At 58.2% G+C, this 15,534-nt stretch carries 15 protein-coding genes and 1 pseudogene; 12 read left to right on the top strand and 4 right to left on the bottom strand.

The window, feature by feature from the left end; translation table 11 throughout:
- Positions 1 to 71: 71 nt before the first annotated feature.
- The 3 genes and pseudogenes from YA0848_RS25345 to YA0848_RS25335 form a co-directional block, all read left to right on the top strand.
- Positions 72 to 950: a heme/hemin ABC transporter substrate-binding protein gene (locus tag YA0848_RS25345; protein ID WP_047882062.1), complete on the top strand. Its 879-nt coding sequence runs from the start codon at positions 72 to 74 to the stop codon at positions 948 to 950.
- On the top strand, positions 947 to 1,984 hold the full coding sequence (locus YA0848_RS25340; RefSeq protein ID WP_034100667.1) for a FecCD family ABC transporter permease: 1,038 nt from the start codon (positions 947 to 949) through the stop codon (positions 1,982 to 1,984). The genes YA0848_RS25345 and YA0848_RS25340 overlap by 4 nt, the downstream gene beginning before the upstream one ends.
- 47 nt (positions 1,985 to 2,031) lie before the next feature.
- Positions 2,032 to 2,751 (top strand): annotated as a pseudogene (locus YA0848_RS25335) (heme ABC transporter ATP-binding protein); the annotation flags it as partial.
- Between the two features lie 239 nt (positions 2,752 to 2,990).
- Here the strand turns inward: YA0848_RS25335 and YA0848_RS25330 are convergent.
- From YA0848_RS25330 to YA0848_RS25320, 3 genes are all read right to left on the bottom strand, one after another.
- A complete protein-coding gene (locus tag YA0848_RS25330) occupies positions 2,991 to 3,263 on the bottom strand; it encodes a TfoX/Sxy family protein (RefSeq protein WP_034100663.1) in 273 nt (90 codons plus the stop codon).
- Between the two features lie 203 nt (positions 3,264 to 3,466).
- On the bottom strand, positions 3,467 to 3,811 hold the full coding sequence (locus YA0848_RS25325; RefSeq protein WP_169903470.1) for a pentapeptide repeat-containing protein: 345 nt from the start codon (positions 3,809 to 3,811) through the stop codon (positions 3,467 to 3,469).
- A 92-nt stretch (positions 3,812 to 3,903) separates the two neighbouring features.
- A complete protein-coding gene (locus YA0848_RS25320) occupies positions 3,904 to 5,460 on the bottom strand; it encodes a bifunctional aminoglycoside phosphotransferase/ATP-binding protein (RefSeq protein WP_169903469.1) in 1,557 nt (518 codons plus the stop codon).
- Positions 5,461 to 5,578: 118 nt separating this feature from the next.
- On the opposite strand from YA0848_RS25320, the gene mrcB reads away from it, so the two are divergent.
- The 6 genes from mrcB to ilvC all read left to right on the top strand — a co-directional run bounded on the left by mrcB (position 5,579) and on the right by ilvC (position 12,697).
- Entirely contained in the window at positions 5,579 to 7,903 is a 2,325-nt protein-coding gene (gene mrcB / locus YA0848_RS25315; protein WP_034100658.1) for a penicillin-binding protein 1B, read from the top strand.
- A gap of 16 nt (positions 7,904 to 7,919) precedes the next feature.
- On the top strand, positions 7,920 to 8,654 hold the full coding sequence (locus tag YA0848_RS25310; protein ID WP_034100657.1) for a tetratricopeptide repeat protein: 735 nt from the start codon (positions 7,920 to 7,922) through the stop codon (positions 8,652 to 8,654).
- Positions 8,654 to 8,983: a YqcC family protein gene (locus YA0848_RS25305; RefSeq protein WP_034100655.1), complete on the top strand. Its 330-nt coding sequence runs from the start codon at positions 8,654 to 8,656 to the stop codon at positions 8,981 to 8,983. The genes YA0848_RS25310 and YA0848_RS25305 overlap by 1 nt, the downstream gene beginning before the upstream one ends.
- 431 nt (positions 8,984 to 9,414) lie before the next feature.
- The gene (locus YA0848_RS25300; protein WP_034100944.1) at positions 9,415 to 11,139 is read left to right on the top strand and encodes an acetolactate synthase 3 large subunit; all 1,725 of its coding nucleotides are present in this window, start codon (positions 9,415 to 9,417) and stop codon (positions 11,137 to 11,139) included.
- A gap of 2 nt (positions 11,140 to 11,141) precedes the next feature.
- Positions 11,142 to 11,633, top strand: a complete 492-nt coding sequence (gene ilvN / locus YA0848_RS25295; protein ID WP_003176102.1) for an acetolactate synthase small subunit — start codon at positions 11,142 to 11,144, stop codon at positions 11,631 to 11,633.
- Between the two features lie 47 nt (positions 11,634 to 11,680).
- Entirely contained in the window at positions 11,681 to 12,697 is a 1,017-nt protein-coding gene (ilvC, locus tag YA0848_RS25290; RefSeq protein WP_003194132.1) for a ketol-acid reductoisomerase, read from the top strand.
- A 10-nt stretch (positions 12,698 to 12,707) separates the two neighbouring features.
- Here the strand turns inward: ilvC and YA0848_RS36450 are convergent, their stop codons facing one another.
- Positions 12,708 to 12,842, bottom strand: coding sequence for a hypothetical protein (locus YA0848_RS36450; protein ID WP_269837054.1), 135 nt, complete (start codon positions 12,840 to 12,842; stop codon positions 12,708 to 12,710).
- Here YA0848_RS36450 and pssA point away from each other — a divergent pair.
- The 3 genes from pssA to msrQ all read left to right on the top strand — a co-directional run bounded on the left by pssA (position 12,841) and on the right by msrQ (position 15,395).
- Positions 12,841 to 13,698, top strand: coding sequence for a CDP-diacylglycerol--serine O-phosphatidyltransferase (gene pssA, locus YA0848_RS25285; RefSeq protein WP_034100654.1), 858 nt, complete (start codon positions 12,841 to 12,843; stop codon positions 13,696 to 13,698). The genes YA0848_RS36450 and pssA overlap by 2 nt on opposite strands.
- Positions 13,699 to 13,761: 63 nt before the next feature.
- Positions 13,762 to 14,775, top strand: a complete 1,014-nt coding sequence (gene msrP / locus YA0848_RS25280) for a protein-methionine-sulfoxide reductase catalytic subunit MsrP (protein ID WP_034100652.1) — start codon at positions 13,762 to 13,764, stop codon at positions 14,773 to 14,775.
- Positions 14,775 to 15,395: a protein-methionine-sulfoxide reductase heme-binding subunit MsrQ gene (msrQ, locus tag YA0848_RS25275; RefSeq protein ID WP_034100651.1), complete on the top strand. Its 621-nt coding sequence runs from the start codon at positions 14,775 to 14,777 to the stop codon at positions 15,393 to 15,395. Before msrP ends, msrQ begins: the two co-directional genes overlap by 1 nt.
- The last annotated feature ends 139 nt before the right edge of the window (positions 15,396 to 15,534 follow it).

Here is a 15,534-nt window from a genome sequence, read left to right as displayed (position 1 = left end):
ATGCCTGGCAGGGCCAATCCTGTCTCCTCGAAAAGCGTTCTGAGACCCAGCCCCTGGAAGGAAACCCTGTTATGCGCCTGAGTACCAGCGCTATTGCGCTTGTTGTTGGTTTGCTCATCAATCACGGGGCAATGGCCTCTGAACTACCACAACGCTGGGTGAGTGCCGGTGGCGCGCTGTCGGAGTGGGTCGTGGCCTTGGGGGGCGAGCCAAAACTGGTGGGTGTGGACACCACCAGCCAGCATCCTGCGACACTTAAAACGTTGCCGAGTATTGGCTATCAGCGTCAATTGTCGGCCGAGGGCATTCTCAGCTTGCGTCCGCAGGTACTGGCGGGCACCGAAGAAATGGGGCCGCCGCCAGTGCTGGCGCAGATCCGCAGCGCGGGTGTGCAAGTGGAGATGTTTTCCGCACAGCCAGATTTACAGGCGCTGAAAAGCAACCTTGAGCACCTGGGGACATTACTCGGTAAGGCGGCTGAGGCGCGCGCACTGTTCGGCGATTATGAGCAGGCGCTGCAACGGCAGAAAAACCGCCTCGTGAAGATCCAGGCGACTCGGCAGGCGCCGGGTGTGTTGCTGCTTGTTGGCAATGCCGGTGGCAAGCCGCTCGTTGCTGGCCAGGACACGGCAGCGGACTGGATGCTGCGCCAGGCGGGTGGCCACAACCTAGCTACGCACACGGGGTATAAACCCTTTTCGGCAGAGTCGCTGGCGGGGCTGAGTCCGCAGGTGCTGGTGTTTGCGGATCGCGCATTGACAGGGGCGGCGGCGCGTGCGGCGCTGTTCAAGGAAAACCCGATTTTGGCGTCGACGCCAGCGGCCAAACAGGGCCGGGTGCTTGAAGTGGACCCCACTCTGCTGGTTGGCGGATTGGGGCCGCGTCTGCCGCAAAGTCTGGAAGTATTATCGGCCGGGTTCTATCCGACTTCGTCTGAAGCTACACCATGACCACACTGGTAAAACCACGAACGTTGTTTATCGGCTTGACGCTCTTATGCGGGTTGGCCACCTGGCTGTCATTGGCTTTAGGGCCCGTCAGCCTGCCGCTGGGGGATACGCTTCGTGCAGCTTTGCGCTTGATGGGCCTACCCATCGATGCCCACGGCCTGGAGCAGGCTGAGCTGATCCTGGGGCAGATCCGGCTGCCGCGCACCTTGCTGGGCCTGGCGGTCGGCGGCGTGTTGGCGTTGTCGGGGGTGGCGATGCAGGGGCTGTTTCGTAACCCGTTGGCGGACCCGGGATTGGTTGGGGTGTCCAGCGGTGCGGCCTTGGGGGCGGCGGTGGCGATTGTCGGCTCTGCGTTCCTAGGCGGTTTACCGGATGTGTTCGGGCCCTATGTGCTGTCGTTGTGCGCGTTTGCCGGTGGGCTGGGGGTGACTGCGTTGGTTTATCGCCTGGGGAGGCGTGATGGTCAGACCCATGTGGCCACGATGCTGCTCGCGGGCATTGCGCTAACGGCTCTCTCCGGTTCGGCAGTCGGTTTGTTTACCTATCTGGCAGATGACGCCACGTTGCGCACACTCACGTTCTGGAACCTGGGTAGCCTCAACGGTGCCAGCTATTCAAGGCTATGGCCGTTGTTGCTGGTAACTGCGGGGGTGGCGCTGTGGTTGCCGCGGCGGGCGAAGGCGTTGAATGCGTTGCTGCTTGGCGAGTCTGAAGCGAGCCACCTGGGCGTTGATGTCGAAGGGCTTAAACGTGAACTGGTGTTTTGCACCGCCCTGGGTGTAGGGGCGGCGGTGGCTGCGGCGGGGATGATCGGATTTGTCGGCTTGGTGGTGCCGCACTTGGTGCGATTGCTCGCTGGGCCTGATCATCGCGTGCTATTGCCTGCGTCGGTGTTGGCGGGCGCGAGTTTGTTGCTGTGCGCCGACCTGATCGCACGGCTTGCCCTGGCGCCTGCCGAATTACCGATCGGCATTGTGACTGCATTTATCGGCGCGCCGTTTTTTCTGTACTTGTTATTACGAGGACGCGCCTGATGTTGCGGGTGGAAGGGGTGCAGGTCCGTCGTGATAGCAAAATCGTATTGGCGGACATAACCCTCGATCTGCTGCCAGGTGAGGTGCTCGGCGTGCTGGGGCCCAATGGCGCCGGCAAAAGCACACTGTTGAGTACCTTGAGCGGTGAGTTGCAAGAAGATCAGGGCAATGTCTGGCTGGATCAGCAGGCTTTGAGCGCATGGAGCGGGGCACAGCGTGCTCAGCGCCTGGCAGTGTTGCCGCAAACCTCCACCCTGGATTTTGCTTTCCGTGTCGAAGAGGTGGTGGGGATGGGGCGACTGCCCCATCAGACCGGCAAAACCCGTGATGAGCAGTTCATCGCTGCGGCGTTGCAGGCGGCGGATGTCGGGCACCTGAGCGGTCGCAACTATCTGGCCTTATCGGGCGGTGAGCGCCAGCGCGTGCACCTGGCACGGGTATTGGCGCAATTGTGGCCGGGTGAGGCGGGGCAGACATTGCTGCTGGATGAGCCCACATCGATGCTCGACCCCTTGCACCAACACACCATCCTGCAGGCAATACGTGCCTTTGCTGACCGCGGAGCGGCGGTGCTGGTGATCCTGCATGACCTGAACCTGGCGGCGCGCTACTGCGACAGGATGCTGCTACTAGAGCAAGGGCGTCCCTACGCCTTGGGCACGCCGATCCAGGTGCTGCAGCCTGAGATCGTCAAGGCAGTATTCGGCCTTGAAGTGTTGGTGCAGCCGCATCCGGAGCGTGGGCATCCATTGGTCATCGCGCGCTGAATAGGATTTCTATCAGGCAAAAAAAGACCCGGCAAAAGCCGGGTCAAATAACCGTGATTAGCCTGATGAGGAGATAATCTGAGAGTCCGAACCAAGGGCCTTTCAGTTATCGGCTGATCTCGCGACCAGCTGTGATAATCATAACGATTCTCATTTGAGAGTCAACCGTAGTTTGTGCGGCTTCCTGAAGTTTTCTCAAACGCTCGTTCGAAACGCCGAGTGGCGAGATCTAGCCAGGCTCAACTCTTAGGGCGAGACGACACGGCCTCCAGCTGGCGATTCAAGGCTTCCTTGCGTTCGGCAGGAATATCGTTCCAGTGCACATCCAGCAAAGCCCCTTCGATCGCATACAGCAACACTTTCGATGCCCGAAATCCGCGAGTCCTTACTGCTCGATAGGCATCGACCGCCCCCAGGCGGCGCAGGTCGGATGCACTGTGGATGCCCACTGCATGCAGCCACTGCGCTGAGGTCTTGCCGAGGTTTTTCAGGTGTTGCAGCTCATCGTTCATCAAGCCTCCTTGCGACGGCCGAACGGTGCGGTGGGTATCGTGACCAGACAGGCCTGAAAAGGAGTGTAGCGTTCAGTAGGAAAAGTGCAGTTCTTTGCTCTGATACGGCTCAAAAGCTTATAAGCCTGACGCTGTAACTTTGACGCGCGCAGTCCCAAGGCCCAGGTTACGCTGGCGCATAACCGGGGCCTGGACCTTGAGGTTCACTTGGTGCGGTAACGCAGGCGAGTGCCGAAGTTGACCGACATCAGGATCTCATCGGCGGTCAGTTCAGGCGGGAAGTACGTGCCGGAAATCTGCGCATGGGCAAGGCTGGCGCCTTCCAGCGAACAGCCGCGCAAATCCAGACCGCGCAGGTCGGCAGAGCGGAAATACCCGTCGGTGAAGTCCACGCCGGCGGCGTTCAGGTCGCGCAGGTCCAAACCGCGGAAATCGCCTCCGCGCATATCGATGACACCTTCGGTAGGGCGCTCTTGGTTGAAGCCGCGAATATCGTCTTTGTGCAGGAGCGCGTAGAGCGGTGTATCAAGAAGCTTAGGCTTACTCATGAAAACGACTCCTGTTGGACTTATGACGCCATTATAGTGCCACTATTGTGCGGTCGCGCGTTTAAGTAGACGACGCGACCAATAAATTTTTCTTACAAGCCTGGCAGACGCTGACGAATTTGCGCGACCAGTGCATCCAGGGTTCCGCTTTGATTGGTTTCCACCCGCTTGCTCTGCAATAACTCTTCCGGCGTGAGGGGATCGCGATGAGCCTGCTGTTCCTCGATAACTGCCAAGGTCGCGTCGGACGGGTCGTTTTGTTCCGCCTGGCGTTGCGCCAACCAACTGGCGATGACCGCTTGTGGCGCATTGCAATCCAGAATCAGAAACGGCGCACCAGTGGCTTCGGCGACCTTGGCGGCAGCATCGCGTTGTTCACGTTTGAGGAACGTCGCGTCCAGCACCACCGGGAAACCGGCGCGCAGCACGATGTTGGCGATTTCATTCAGGCGTGCGTAGGTCTTGATGCTGGCGTCGGCGGCATAGATGCCGGCCTGAGGTGTGTTTTCCACCTGCTGTTCACCGAACAGGCGTTTGCGTTCTACATCCGAGCGCAGACGCACAGCACCCAAGGCTTCTACCAGGCGCATGGCGACGTGGCTTTTGCCGACGGCCGAGACGCCGTGGGTGATCGCCAGAAAGCGCGATGGAATGGTGCTGTAGCTTTCCGCCAGATTGGCGTAGTTGCGATATTGGCGCAGGGTGGTGGCCCGTTGCACCGGGCTGGCTTCGCTCGGCATGCTGAACAGCGCGACTTTGGCGCGGACCAGGGCACGGTAGGCTTTGTAGAAATTCAGCAACTCAAGGCCCTGGTAGTCGCCGGTCAGTTCCAGATACTGACTGATGAAGCGGCGAGCCAGGGACTTGAGGCCGCGGTCTTCCAGGTCCATGGCCAGGAAACCGGTGTCGGCGTAAACGTCGGTGAAGCGAAACGGTTCGTTGAACTCAATGCAGTCGAAGATCACCACTTGCCCATCGATCAGGGTTGCGTTGCCCAGGTGGATGTCACCGTGGCACTCGCGGGTGAACCCATCGAGCTTGCGCTGCGCGATTAGCGGCTTGAGGCGTTCGAAGCTGCTTTCGGCCCAGGCTTGCAAGGCGTCGAGTTGAGCCAGGTCGGCCTTGTCGCTGAGGAACGGGCGGATCTGCTCGAAGTTCTGTCGCACCGGCGCCATCACCTCGTCCGGGGTCCCGGCGGGGTGAGCTTGCGGTACATGAGGGGCGCTGAGGTGAAAGTGCGCGATCTGCCGGGCCATTTCATCGATGTGCGCAGCGGTCAGTTCGCCATTGGCCTGCAAGGTGCTGAGCAGTTGGCTTTGGGGAAACTGACGCATCTTCAGCGCGTATTCGATCACAGGGCCGTCACCGCCCAGTTGTGGCGATTCGGCGGTGCCGGTGATCGGCAGTACTTCCAGGTACAAATCCTGGGTCAGGCGTTGGTTGAGGCGCAGTTCCTCATTGCAGAAATGCCCGCGATCTTCCAGGGCGGTGAAGTCCAGAAAGCCGAAGTTCATCGGTTTCTTCAATTTATAAGCAAAGGGGCCGGTCAAAATGACCCAGGAGATATGGGTTTCGATGACTTGGAACGCTTCTACCGGATGGGGGTACAACGCCGGGTCTTGCAGGGCTGCGATCAGGGACTGGCTCACGGGCGATCCTTCAGAGTCTTGGGGAAATCATGTCGGGCATTATGGCCGCTGTAGGCGGTCGTGCAAACCGCTGTCCGGCTCATGTTGATCATCGATAAAATGCGTATAATCCGCCGCCATGACTCGAACCCGATCTCCCCGCTCCCGTAAAAAAACACCTTCCCGCAGCCTGCGCCCCTGGTTGGGCTGGGCGCTCAAGCTCGGCCTTGTCGGTCTTGTAGTGCTCGCCGGCTTTGCGGTGTACCTCGACGCTGTGGTCCAAGAGAAGTTCTCTGGTAAACGTTGGACTATCCCGGCCAAGGTCTACGCCCGCCCGCTGGAGCTGTTCACTGGCCAGAAGCTGAGCAAGGATGACTTCCTCACCGAGCTCGACGCGCTCGGTTATCGCCGTGAGCCGGTCAGCAATGGCCCGGGTGCCGCCGCCGTCAGCGGTAATACGGTTGACTTGAACACTCGTGGCTTCCAATTCTATGAAGGCCTGGAAAAGCCTCAGCCCGTACGCGTGCGTTTCTCCGGCGATTATGTGGCCGAACTGTCGTCGCTCAATGGTTCCAAACTGCCTGTGGTTCGTTTGGAACCGCTGATGATCGGCGGTATTTACCCTAAAAACCTTGAAGATCGCATCCTGATCAAGCTGGATCAGGTGCCGCCTTACCTGCTGGAAACCTTGGTTGCAGTAGAGGATCGCGATTTCTACAGCCACTGGGGCGTCTCGCCCAAGTCGATTGCCCGCGCGATCTGGGTGAACACCTCCGGCGGCAAAATGACCCAGGGCGGCAGTACGCTGACGCAACAATTGGTTAAGAACTTCTACCTGACCAACGAGCGCAGCCTGACCCGCAAGCTCACCGAAGCCATGATGGCTATGTTGCTTGAGCTGCACTACAGCAAGCAGGAAATCCTTGAGGCATACCTTAATGAGGTGTTCGTCGGCCAGGATGGTCAGCGCGCAGTGCACGGTTTCGGCTTGGCCAGTCAGTTCTTCTTCGGCCAGCCGCTGTCCGAATTGAAGCTGCACCAGGTAGCGCTGCTCGTCGGCATGGTCAAAGGGCCTTCCTATTACAATCCGCGTCGTAATCCGGAGCGTGCGCTGGAGCGCCGCAACCTGGTGCTGGACGTGCTGGAGCAGCAGGGCGTTGCTACCGCCGAGCAGGTTGCCGCGGCCAAGAAAATGCCATTGGGCGTGACCTCCCGCGGCAAGTTGGCGGACAGCTCATTCCCAGGCTTTATCGATCTGGTCAAACGCCAGTTGCGTGAAGACTATCGCGACGAAGACTTGACCGAGGAGGGGCTGCGAATCTTCACCAGTTTTGACCCGATCCTGCAGATGAAGGCTGAAGCGTCGGTCAACGACACCTTCAAGCGTCTGACCGGGCGCAAAGGTTCCGACGAAGTGGAAGCAGCAATGGTGGTGACTAACCCTGAAACGGGTGAAGTGCAGGCCATGATCGGCAGTCGTCAGGCCAGCTTTGCCGGGTTCAACCGCGCCTTGGATGCTGTGCGCCCGATCGGCTCGCTGGTTAAACCGGCGGTGTACCTGACCGCACTGGAAAAGCCGAGCAAATACACGCTCACCAGTTGGCTCTCGGACGATCCGCTGTCGGTCAAGGGCGGGGATGGTCAGGTGTGGACCCCGCAGAACTTTGATCGCCGCTCCCATGGCACGGTATTCCTGTACCAGGGCTTGGCGCATTCCTACAACATTTCCACCTCTCGCCTCGGTCTGGAAGTGGGGGTGCCGAATGTGCTCAAGACATTGGCGCGACTGGGCATTACTCGTGAATTCCCAGCGTTTCCATCCATTCTGCTGGGCGCTGGCGCGATGACGCCGATGGAAGTGGCAACGATGTATCAGACCCTGGCCAACGGTGGCTTCAATACGCCGATGCGGGGCATCCGCAGTGTATTGACCGCCGAAGGGGAGCCGCTCAAGCGCTATCCTTTCCAGATTCAGCAGCGTTTCGACGCGGGTTCCATCTACCTGATCCAGAACGCCATGCAGCGCGTAATGCGCGAAGGTACTGGCAGTTCGGTCTATAAGGTGCTGCCGTCCAATCTGACGCTGGCGGGCAAGACCGGCACCAGTAACGATTCGCGGGACAGTTGGTTCGCCGGTTTTGGTCAGGATGTATTGGCCGTTGTATGGCTGGGGCGCGACGATAATGGCAAGACACCGTTCACCGGTGCGACAGGCGCGTTGCAGGTCTGGACCAGTTTTATGCGCAAGGCTGACCCGCTCCCGTTGAACATGCCGCAGCCGGATAACATCGTGCAGGCCTGGATCGATCCGCACACCGGTCAGGGCTCTGATGCCAACTGCCCGGGCGCGGTGCAGATGCCGTATATTCGCGGCAGCGAACCACCACCCGGTGCTGCGTGCGGTGGCGGTGCCCCTGCTGACGCAGAATCGGTGATGGACTGGGTCAAGGGCTGGATGAACTAAGCAAAGAGGGTTTCAAGTGAACAAGTGGTGGTTTCCAGCTATTACAGCGCTGGCTTTGCTCGGCGGTTGCTCCAGCGTGCAACGCGGTTCCATTCCAGTGGTGGACTCGAGCACGGCCGTTTCCAATAGCGACCGGATCTCGGCCAATGGCGGCTTCCGCCAAACCGTGACCAAGCGTCCCGTCCAGGCCGCAGCTCAAGCGGTGCCGCAGGACTCGGGCGTGGTGGTGATGGTGCCCGGCGGCGGTGCCGCGACTTCGGCGCCGATCAGTGCCGAGCCGTGGACACCAGGGCCAAGCACTTCCGGCCCGATCGACGCCACGCCGATTCAGACGGCGCCGGTCAATCAAGGCACCTATAACATGCCGTCCTCGCCGAGCGGCATTCCGTCGTCTTCCAATGCAGGCGGCTTGTCGGCTGACGAGCAACTGGACGGGCCGGTGCTGGCTTTGTTGACCACTGCTCAGCAGCAACAGGCGGGTGGCGACTTGAACGGCGCTTCCTCAAGCCTTGAACGCGCGCAACGTGTCGCACCCCGAGAACCTCAGGTTCTGTATCGCCTGGCGCAGGTGCGCATGGCTCAGGGCGACGCGCCGCAGGCCGAACAATTCGCGCGTCGGGGTTTGAGCCTGGCCAATGGTCGCCCAGACCTGCAAGCCAGCCTTTGGGCATTGATCGGCGACGCGCGCGCCGCGCAGGGCGATGCCGCCGGCGCCGCCCAGGCCCGCCAGAAAGCCAAGGTCAACCTCTGATGGATGGGCGTTTTCCTGCGATTGCCGAACAGTTATTGCTGATTGAGCGTGAGCTGCGCGTGCAAGGCTGGTGGGAAGAGGTTCCCCCCAGCTCTGAAGCACTCAGCAGTGTTGAGCCGTTTTCGGTGGATACGCTGGATTTCCACCAGTGGCTGCAATGGATCTTCCTGGCGCGCATGAAGCACATCCTTGAACAGGATCTGCCTTTGCCACGCGCGTCGGGGATTCTAGAAATGGCCGAGATGGTCTATGTAGACCGGCCTCAGGAAAGCCTCGGATTGCGCAACGCGCTGAAAAAGTTCGATCAATTGATCGTCGACGCTCGTTAATTGCCTGACTGCCGGCTTTTTCGGCAGTCTTGCGCATATTTCTACCGCTTGACGACATTCAGGCGAGTTTTATCCCTCCTCACGGCCCTTTCTTCTACGTTCTCATGCGCTTAGTTGGAAAAAAGCGCAATTATTGCTTGACTTGAAGGGCCTGAAACAGAAGAATCCAAAGTCCGCTGTATCGGGACTGCCAGAAGCAGGCCCGCTCAGCAGATCATGAGGCGCACATCCGCGCCGACCTGTTACACCCGCAACGCGTTACCTCGCGCTGGGTGGGAAAAGCCCGCAACACTTGGGACGATCCCAATACTTGCTCAGTCAGTGCTGACGTAGTCGGCGACCACCGTCGCTCATGCTCTGTTGAGAAGTAAACCTATTAAGACCCGTCGGTTTTTAACGGACGGTATTCTGGCGTTTTAGAGGTGAACAACGTGGAGCTTTTATCTGGTGGTGAGATGCTCGTCCGCTTTTTGCGTGACGAAGGCGTCGACTATATCTACGGGTACCCAGGTGGTGCTCTTCTGCATGTTTACGACGCGCTGTTCAAGGAACCGGCTGTTACCCACATCCTGGTTCGCCACGAACAAGCCGCGACCCATATGGCTGACGGTTATGCCCGCGCCACCGGTAAAGCCGGTGTAGTGCTGGTAACTTCCGGCCCAGGCGCAACCAATGCTATTACCGGCATTGCGACGGCCTATATGGACTCCATCCCGATGGTGATCATTTCCGGCCAGGTGCCCAGCACCATGGTGGGAACCGATGCGTTCCAGGAAACCGACATGATCGGTATTTCCCGGCCGATCGTGAAACACAGCTTCATGATCAAGCATCCGTCGGAAATCCCGGAAGTCATGAAAAAGGCCTTCTACCTCGCACAGTCCGGTCGTCCGGGCCCTGTCGTTGTCGATGTTCCGAAAGACATGACCAACCCGGCGGAAAAATTCGAATACGTCTTCCCCAAGAAAGCCAAGCTGCGTTCCTACAGCCCGGCGGTCCGTGGGCACTCAGGGCAAATCCGCAAGGCCGCAGAGATGTTGCTGGCGGCCAAGCGCCCAGTGCTGTACTCGGGCGGTGGTGTGATCCTGGGCGGCGGTTCCGCACCGCTGACCGAACTGGCCAAGCTGCTCAACTTGCCGGTGACCAACACACTGATGGGGCTCGGTGCGTTTCCGGGTACGGACCGTCAGTTCGTCGGCATGCTCGGTATGCACGGCAGCTACACCGCTAACCTCACCATGCACCACGCGGATGTCATTCTGGCGGTTGGCGCACGTTTCGATGATCGGGTTATCAACGGCGCGAGCAAGTTTTGCCCAAATGCCAAGATAATCCATATCGACATCGATCCGGCGTCCATCTCCAAGACCATCAAGGCCGACGTGCCGATCGTGGGTCCTGTAGAGAGCGTGCTGACCGAAATGGTCGCCGCGCTTAAGGATATCGGCGAGACGCCTAACAAGGAGTCGGTGGCCAGTTGGTGGAAGCAGATCGATGAGTGGCGCGGTGATCGCGGCCTGTTCCCTTACGACAAGGGTGACGGCAGCATCATCAAGCCACAAACCGTGATCGAAACCCTGTGCGAAGTGACCAAGGGCGACGCCTTTGTGACCTCCGACGTGGGCCAGCACCAGATGTTCGCCGCGCAGTACTACAAGTTCGACAAGCCGAACCGCTGGATCAACTCCGGCGGCCTGGGCACCATGGGCTTTGGTTTTCCCGCCGCCATGGGGGTGAAGCTGAGTTTCCCAGACGCCGATGTTGCGTGCGTCACCGGTGAAGGCAGCATCCAGATGAACATCCAGGAACTGTCGACGTGCCTGCAGTACGGTTTGCCGGTCAAGATCGTCTGCTTGAACAACGGCGTGCTGGGCATGGTGCGTCAATGGCAGGACATGAGTTACAACAGCCGTCACTCCCATTCCTATATGGAGTCGCTGCCAGATTTCATCAAGTTGGTAGAAGCGTATGGCCACGTTGGCATTCGCATCACTGATCCGAAAGATCTGAAGCCGAAGATGGAAGAGGCGTTCGCCATGAAGGATCGTCTGGTGTTCATCGATATTCAGGTGGATACCAGCGAGCACGTCTACCCGATGCAGATCAAAGACGGCTCTATGCGCGACATGTGGCTGAACAAGACGGAGCGTACGTAATCATGCGGCATATCATCTCCCTGCTTCTTGAGAACGAACCCGGCGCTCTGTCTCGTGTTGTCGGCCTGTTTTCGCAACGCAACTACAACATCGAAAGCCTGACAGTGGCGCCGACCGAAGACCCGACTCTGTCGCGTCTGACATTGACAACCGTAGGCCACGATGAGGTGATCGAGCAGATCACCAAGAACCTCAACAAGCTGATCGAAGTGGTCAAGCTGGTCGACCTGTCGGAAAGCGCTCACATCGAGCGCGAGCTGATGCTGGTTAAAGTCAAGGCCACGGGCGCCCAACGTGCCGAGATCAAGCGGACTACCGACATCTATCGCGGGCAGATCGTCGATGTGAGCGCCAGCGTTTATACCGTTCAACTGACTGGTACCAGCGACAAACTGGACAGCTTCATCCAGTCGATCGGGACAGCCTCGATTCTGGAAACCGTACGCAGTGGTGTCACCGGGATTGCCCGTGGCGACAAAGTACTCAGCATCTAACCCAAATTAGCGAATGGCCTTAAGGCCTGGATATATAGAGGAACCTCATGAAAGTTTATTACGATAAAGATTGTGACCTGTCGATCATCCAGGGCAAGAAAGTCGCCATCATCGGCTACGGCTCCCAAGGTCACGCGCAAGCCTGCAACCTGAAAGACTCTGGCGTTGACGTGACTGTTGGTTTGCGCAAAGGCTCGGCCACCGTAGCCAAGGCTGAAGCTCATGGCCTGAAAGTGACTGACGTTGCTTCCGCGGTTGCTGCTGCCGACCTGGTCATGATCCTGACCCCGGACGAGTTCCAGTCCTCGCTGTACAAGAACGAAATCGAGCCGAACATCAAAAAAGGCGCCACCCTGGCCTTCTCCCACGGCTTCGCAATTCACTACAACCAGGTTGTGCCACGCGCCGACCTGGACGTGATCATGATCGCGCCGAAAGCGCCGGGCCACACCGTACGCTCCGAGTTCGTCAAAGGCGGCGGTATTCCTGACCTGATCGCGATCTACCAAGACGCATCGGGCAACGCCAAGAACGTTGCGCTGTCCTACGCTGCTGGCGTGGGTGGCGGTCGTACCGGCATCATCGAAACCACCTTTAAAGACGAAACTGAAACCGACCTGTTCGGCGAACAAGCCGTTCTGTGCGGCGGTACCGTTGAACTGGTAAAAGCTGGTTTCGAAACCCTGGTTGAAGCTGGCTATGCGCCGGAAATGGCCTACTTCGAATGCCTGCACGAACTGAAGCTGATCGTTGACCTCATGTACGAGGGCGGGATCGCCAACATGAACTACTCGATCTCCAACAACGCCGAGTACGGCGAGTATGTGACTGGTCCGGAAGTAATCAACGCCGAGTCCCGTCAGGCCATGCGCAACGCCCTGAAACGCATTCAGGACGGCGAGTACGCCAAAATGTTCATCAGCGAAGGCGCTACCGGCTACCCTTCGATGACCGCTAAGCGTCGCAACAACGCTGCTCACGGTATCGAAGTCATCGGCGAGCAACTGCGCTCCATGATGCCGTGGATCGGTGCCAACAAGATCGTCGACAAAGCCAAAAACTAAGTCGTACGCATCAAAGAAAAACGCGGCCTAGGCCGCGTTTTTTCGTTTGGCTGGCCGGTTCTGGTATAAAGCTGCATCGTTTGCTGGCGAACACTCGCCGCAAGTCTTTGTCGAATTTTTCAAACTGTTGCAAGGTAAAGTCCATGAGCGAACGTCCCGAAGAGCCAAACCAGGCTTCCGACGCCGAAAGCATGCTGCCGATTGATGAGCATGTCGAAGAAGGGCATGACGCGGAAGGCCGCAAGGTCCGGCATCGTGGCATCTATCTTCTGCCTAACTTGTTTACCACCGCGAACCTGTTCGCCGGCTTCTACTCGATCATCAACTCCATGAGCGCCCAAAGTGCACTGGCGGCGGGCGACGCGGCGAGTGCCAGCAAATATTTCGGTTTTGCTGCTATCGCGATTTTTGTGGCCATGGTGCTTGATGGTCTGGATGGTCGTGTAGCGCGGATGACCAATACGCAAAGTGCATTTGGTGCCGAATACGACTCGCTGTCGGACATGGTGGCATTCGGGGTCGCCCCTGCATTACTGGCGTTTGCTTGGGCGCTGGGTGATATGGGCAAGGTTGGCTGGATGGTTGCCTTTATCTATGTCGCGGGTGCCGCGTTGCGTCTGGCGCGCTTTAATACCCAAGTGGGTACCGCGGACAAGCGTTACTTTATCGGCTTGGCCAGTCCGGCTGCTGCGGGAGTGGTGGCGGGTATTGTCTGGGCGTTCAGTGATTACGGTATCCAGGGGTCGAAAATGTCGTTCCTGGTGGCCTTGATGGTGGCAGCTGCCGGGATGTTGATGGTCAGCAACATCAAATACAACAGCTTCAAGGAGCTGGACCTCAAGGGGCGTGTGCCTTTCGTGGCGATCCTTGTCGTGGTGCTGGTGTTCGCCGTGGTGTTCAGCGATCCGCCGCGGATTCTGCTGCTGGCATTCCTGGTTTATGCCGCGTCGGGCCCGATTCAGTATTTGCTGCGTCTGCGTCGGGACAAAACGTTGCCTTAATGTAATTTCCCCCATACTCCACAGTCTATTGGTGCATCAGTCCTCCAATGCTGCGGAGTTGCCATGTTAATCAAATTGCCTAAAGCGTCCGATTCCCATGAGTCGGACGTCACGCCTGAATCTTTTTACCTCTCTCGTCGCAGCCTGCTCGGTGGTGCACTTGCCGGCATTGCCGCCACCAGTCTTCCACGTTGGGCGAGTGCGGAGGATGCTGCGCGTTATGCCGACGTCGAACCGGGTAGGGCGCCTGGGTGGTTTACCGAAAAGCTGCCTGCTACAAAGTGGCAAGCGGTAACGGTCAAAGATGAGGCAGTTACTCCATTCAAGGACGCAACCCACTACAACAACTTCTATGAGTTCGGTACCGACAAGGGCGATCCGGCAAAAAATGCCGGTTCGCTCAAGACTGAGCCCTGGAGTGTTGTGATCGATGGTGAGGTGGCGAAACCTGGGCGTTATGCCCTTGAAGACTTCATGAAACCTTATCAATTGGAAGAACGAATCTACCGTTTACGCTGCGTCGAGGCGTGGTCGATGGTTATTCCATGGATAGGGTTTCCGATTGCCGCTTTGCTTAAGCAGGTCGAACCGACGTCCAAGGCCAAGTACATCCGTTTCGAGACTTTGCAGGACCCAAAAAGCATGCCGGGTCAGCGTTCTAGCTTCGCTCTGATCGATTGGCCTTATGTGGAAGGCTTGCGTTTGGATGAGGCGATGAACCCTTTGGCGATTCTTGCCGTGGGCATGTATGGGCGGGAGCTGCCTAACCAGAATGGCGCGCCGTTACGTTTGGTTGTGCCGTGGAAGTATGGCTTTAAGAGTGTGAAGTCGATTGTGCGTATCAGCCTGGTCAGTGAGCAACCGAAAACCACATGGCAAAGCATCGCTGCGGATGAGTATGGGTTTTATGCAAATGTGAACCCCACTGTCGATCACCCTCGTTGGACTCAGGCGCGGGAGCGTCGGCTGCCAAGTGGCCTTTTCAGTCCTAACGTGCGTGAAACGCAGATGTTCAATGGATACTCGGAAGAGGTGGCTTCTCTTTATACGGGCCTTGACCTGCGGAAGAACTATTGATGCGTCATCCTATCTGGCGTGTCGGCGTTTTTATCGCCGTAGCGATATGGCCGTTGTGGTGGTTGTATCAAGCATGGAGTTTTGCGCTGGGGCCTGATCCGGGCAAGGTGTTGGTTGATCGCTTGGGGTTGGGCACGTTGGTCCTGTTGCTGATCACTCTGGCAATGACGCCGATGCAGAAGCTCACTGGGTGGTCGGGGTGGATAGCGGTGCGTCGGCAGTTGGGGTTGTGGTGCTTTGCTTATGTGGTGCTGCATTTGGCTGCTTATTGTGTCTTTGTCTTAGGATTGGACTGGTCACAACTGGGAGTGGAGTTGCGCAAGCGACCTTACATTATCGTCGGAGCATTGGGGTTCCTGGGCTTGTTAGCCTTGGCCGTGACTTCGAATCGCTATAGCCAGCGTCGGCTGGGTACTCGTTGGAAGAAGCTGCATCGCTTTGTGTATGTGATTCTTGGTCTTGGTTTATTGCATATGTTGTGGATCGTGAGGGCAGATCTGAAGGAGTGGGCAGTCTACGCCTTTATAGGGGCGCTGCTTTTGGCGTTGCGGGTACCCCCATTAATGCGCCGTATCCCCCGACTTATGGCGAAAAAACCATCTTCTGCGGAAAAGGTGTAATTAACGCTTGACGGCAGATTCCAGAAGTCTATAATTCGCCCCACTTCCGGCGCAGTCGAAACGGAAAACTCCTTGGTAAACAAAGAGTTACGCAAGATTCGACAGCGGATCGCTTCAGCTCATCGAAGCCCAGAAGGAG

Origin of the sequence: Pseudomonas sp. S4_EA_1b (assembly GCF_016307435.1) — a bacterium.
GTDB classification, from domain to species: Bacteria; Pseudomonadota; Gammaproteobacteria; order Pseudomonadales; family Pseudomonadaceae; genus Aquipseudomonas; species Aquipseudomonas rhodesiae.
Note: the sequence above shows the minus strand (reverse complement) of the source record. Positions and strands in the feature narration are given on the sequence as shown.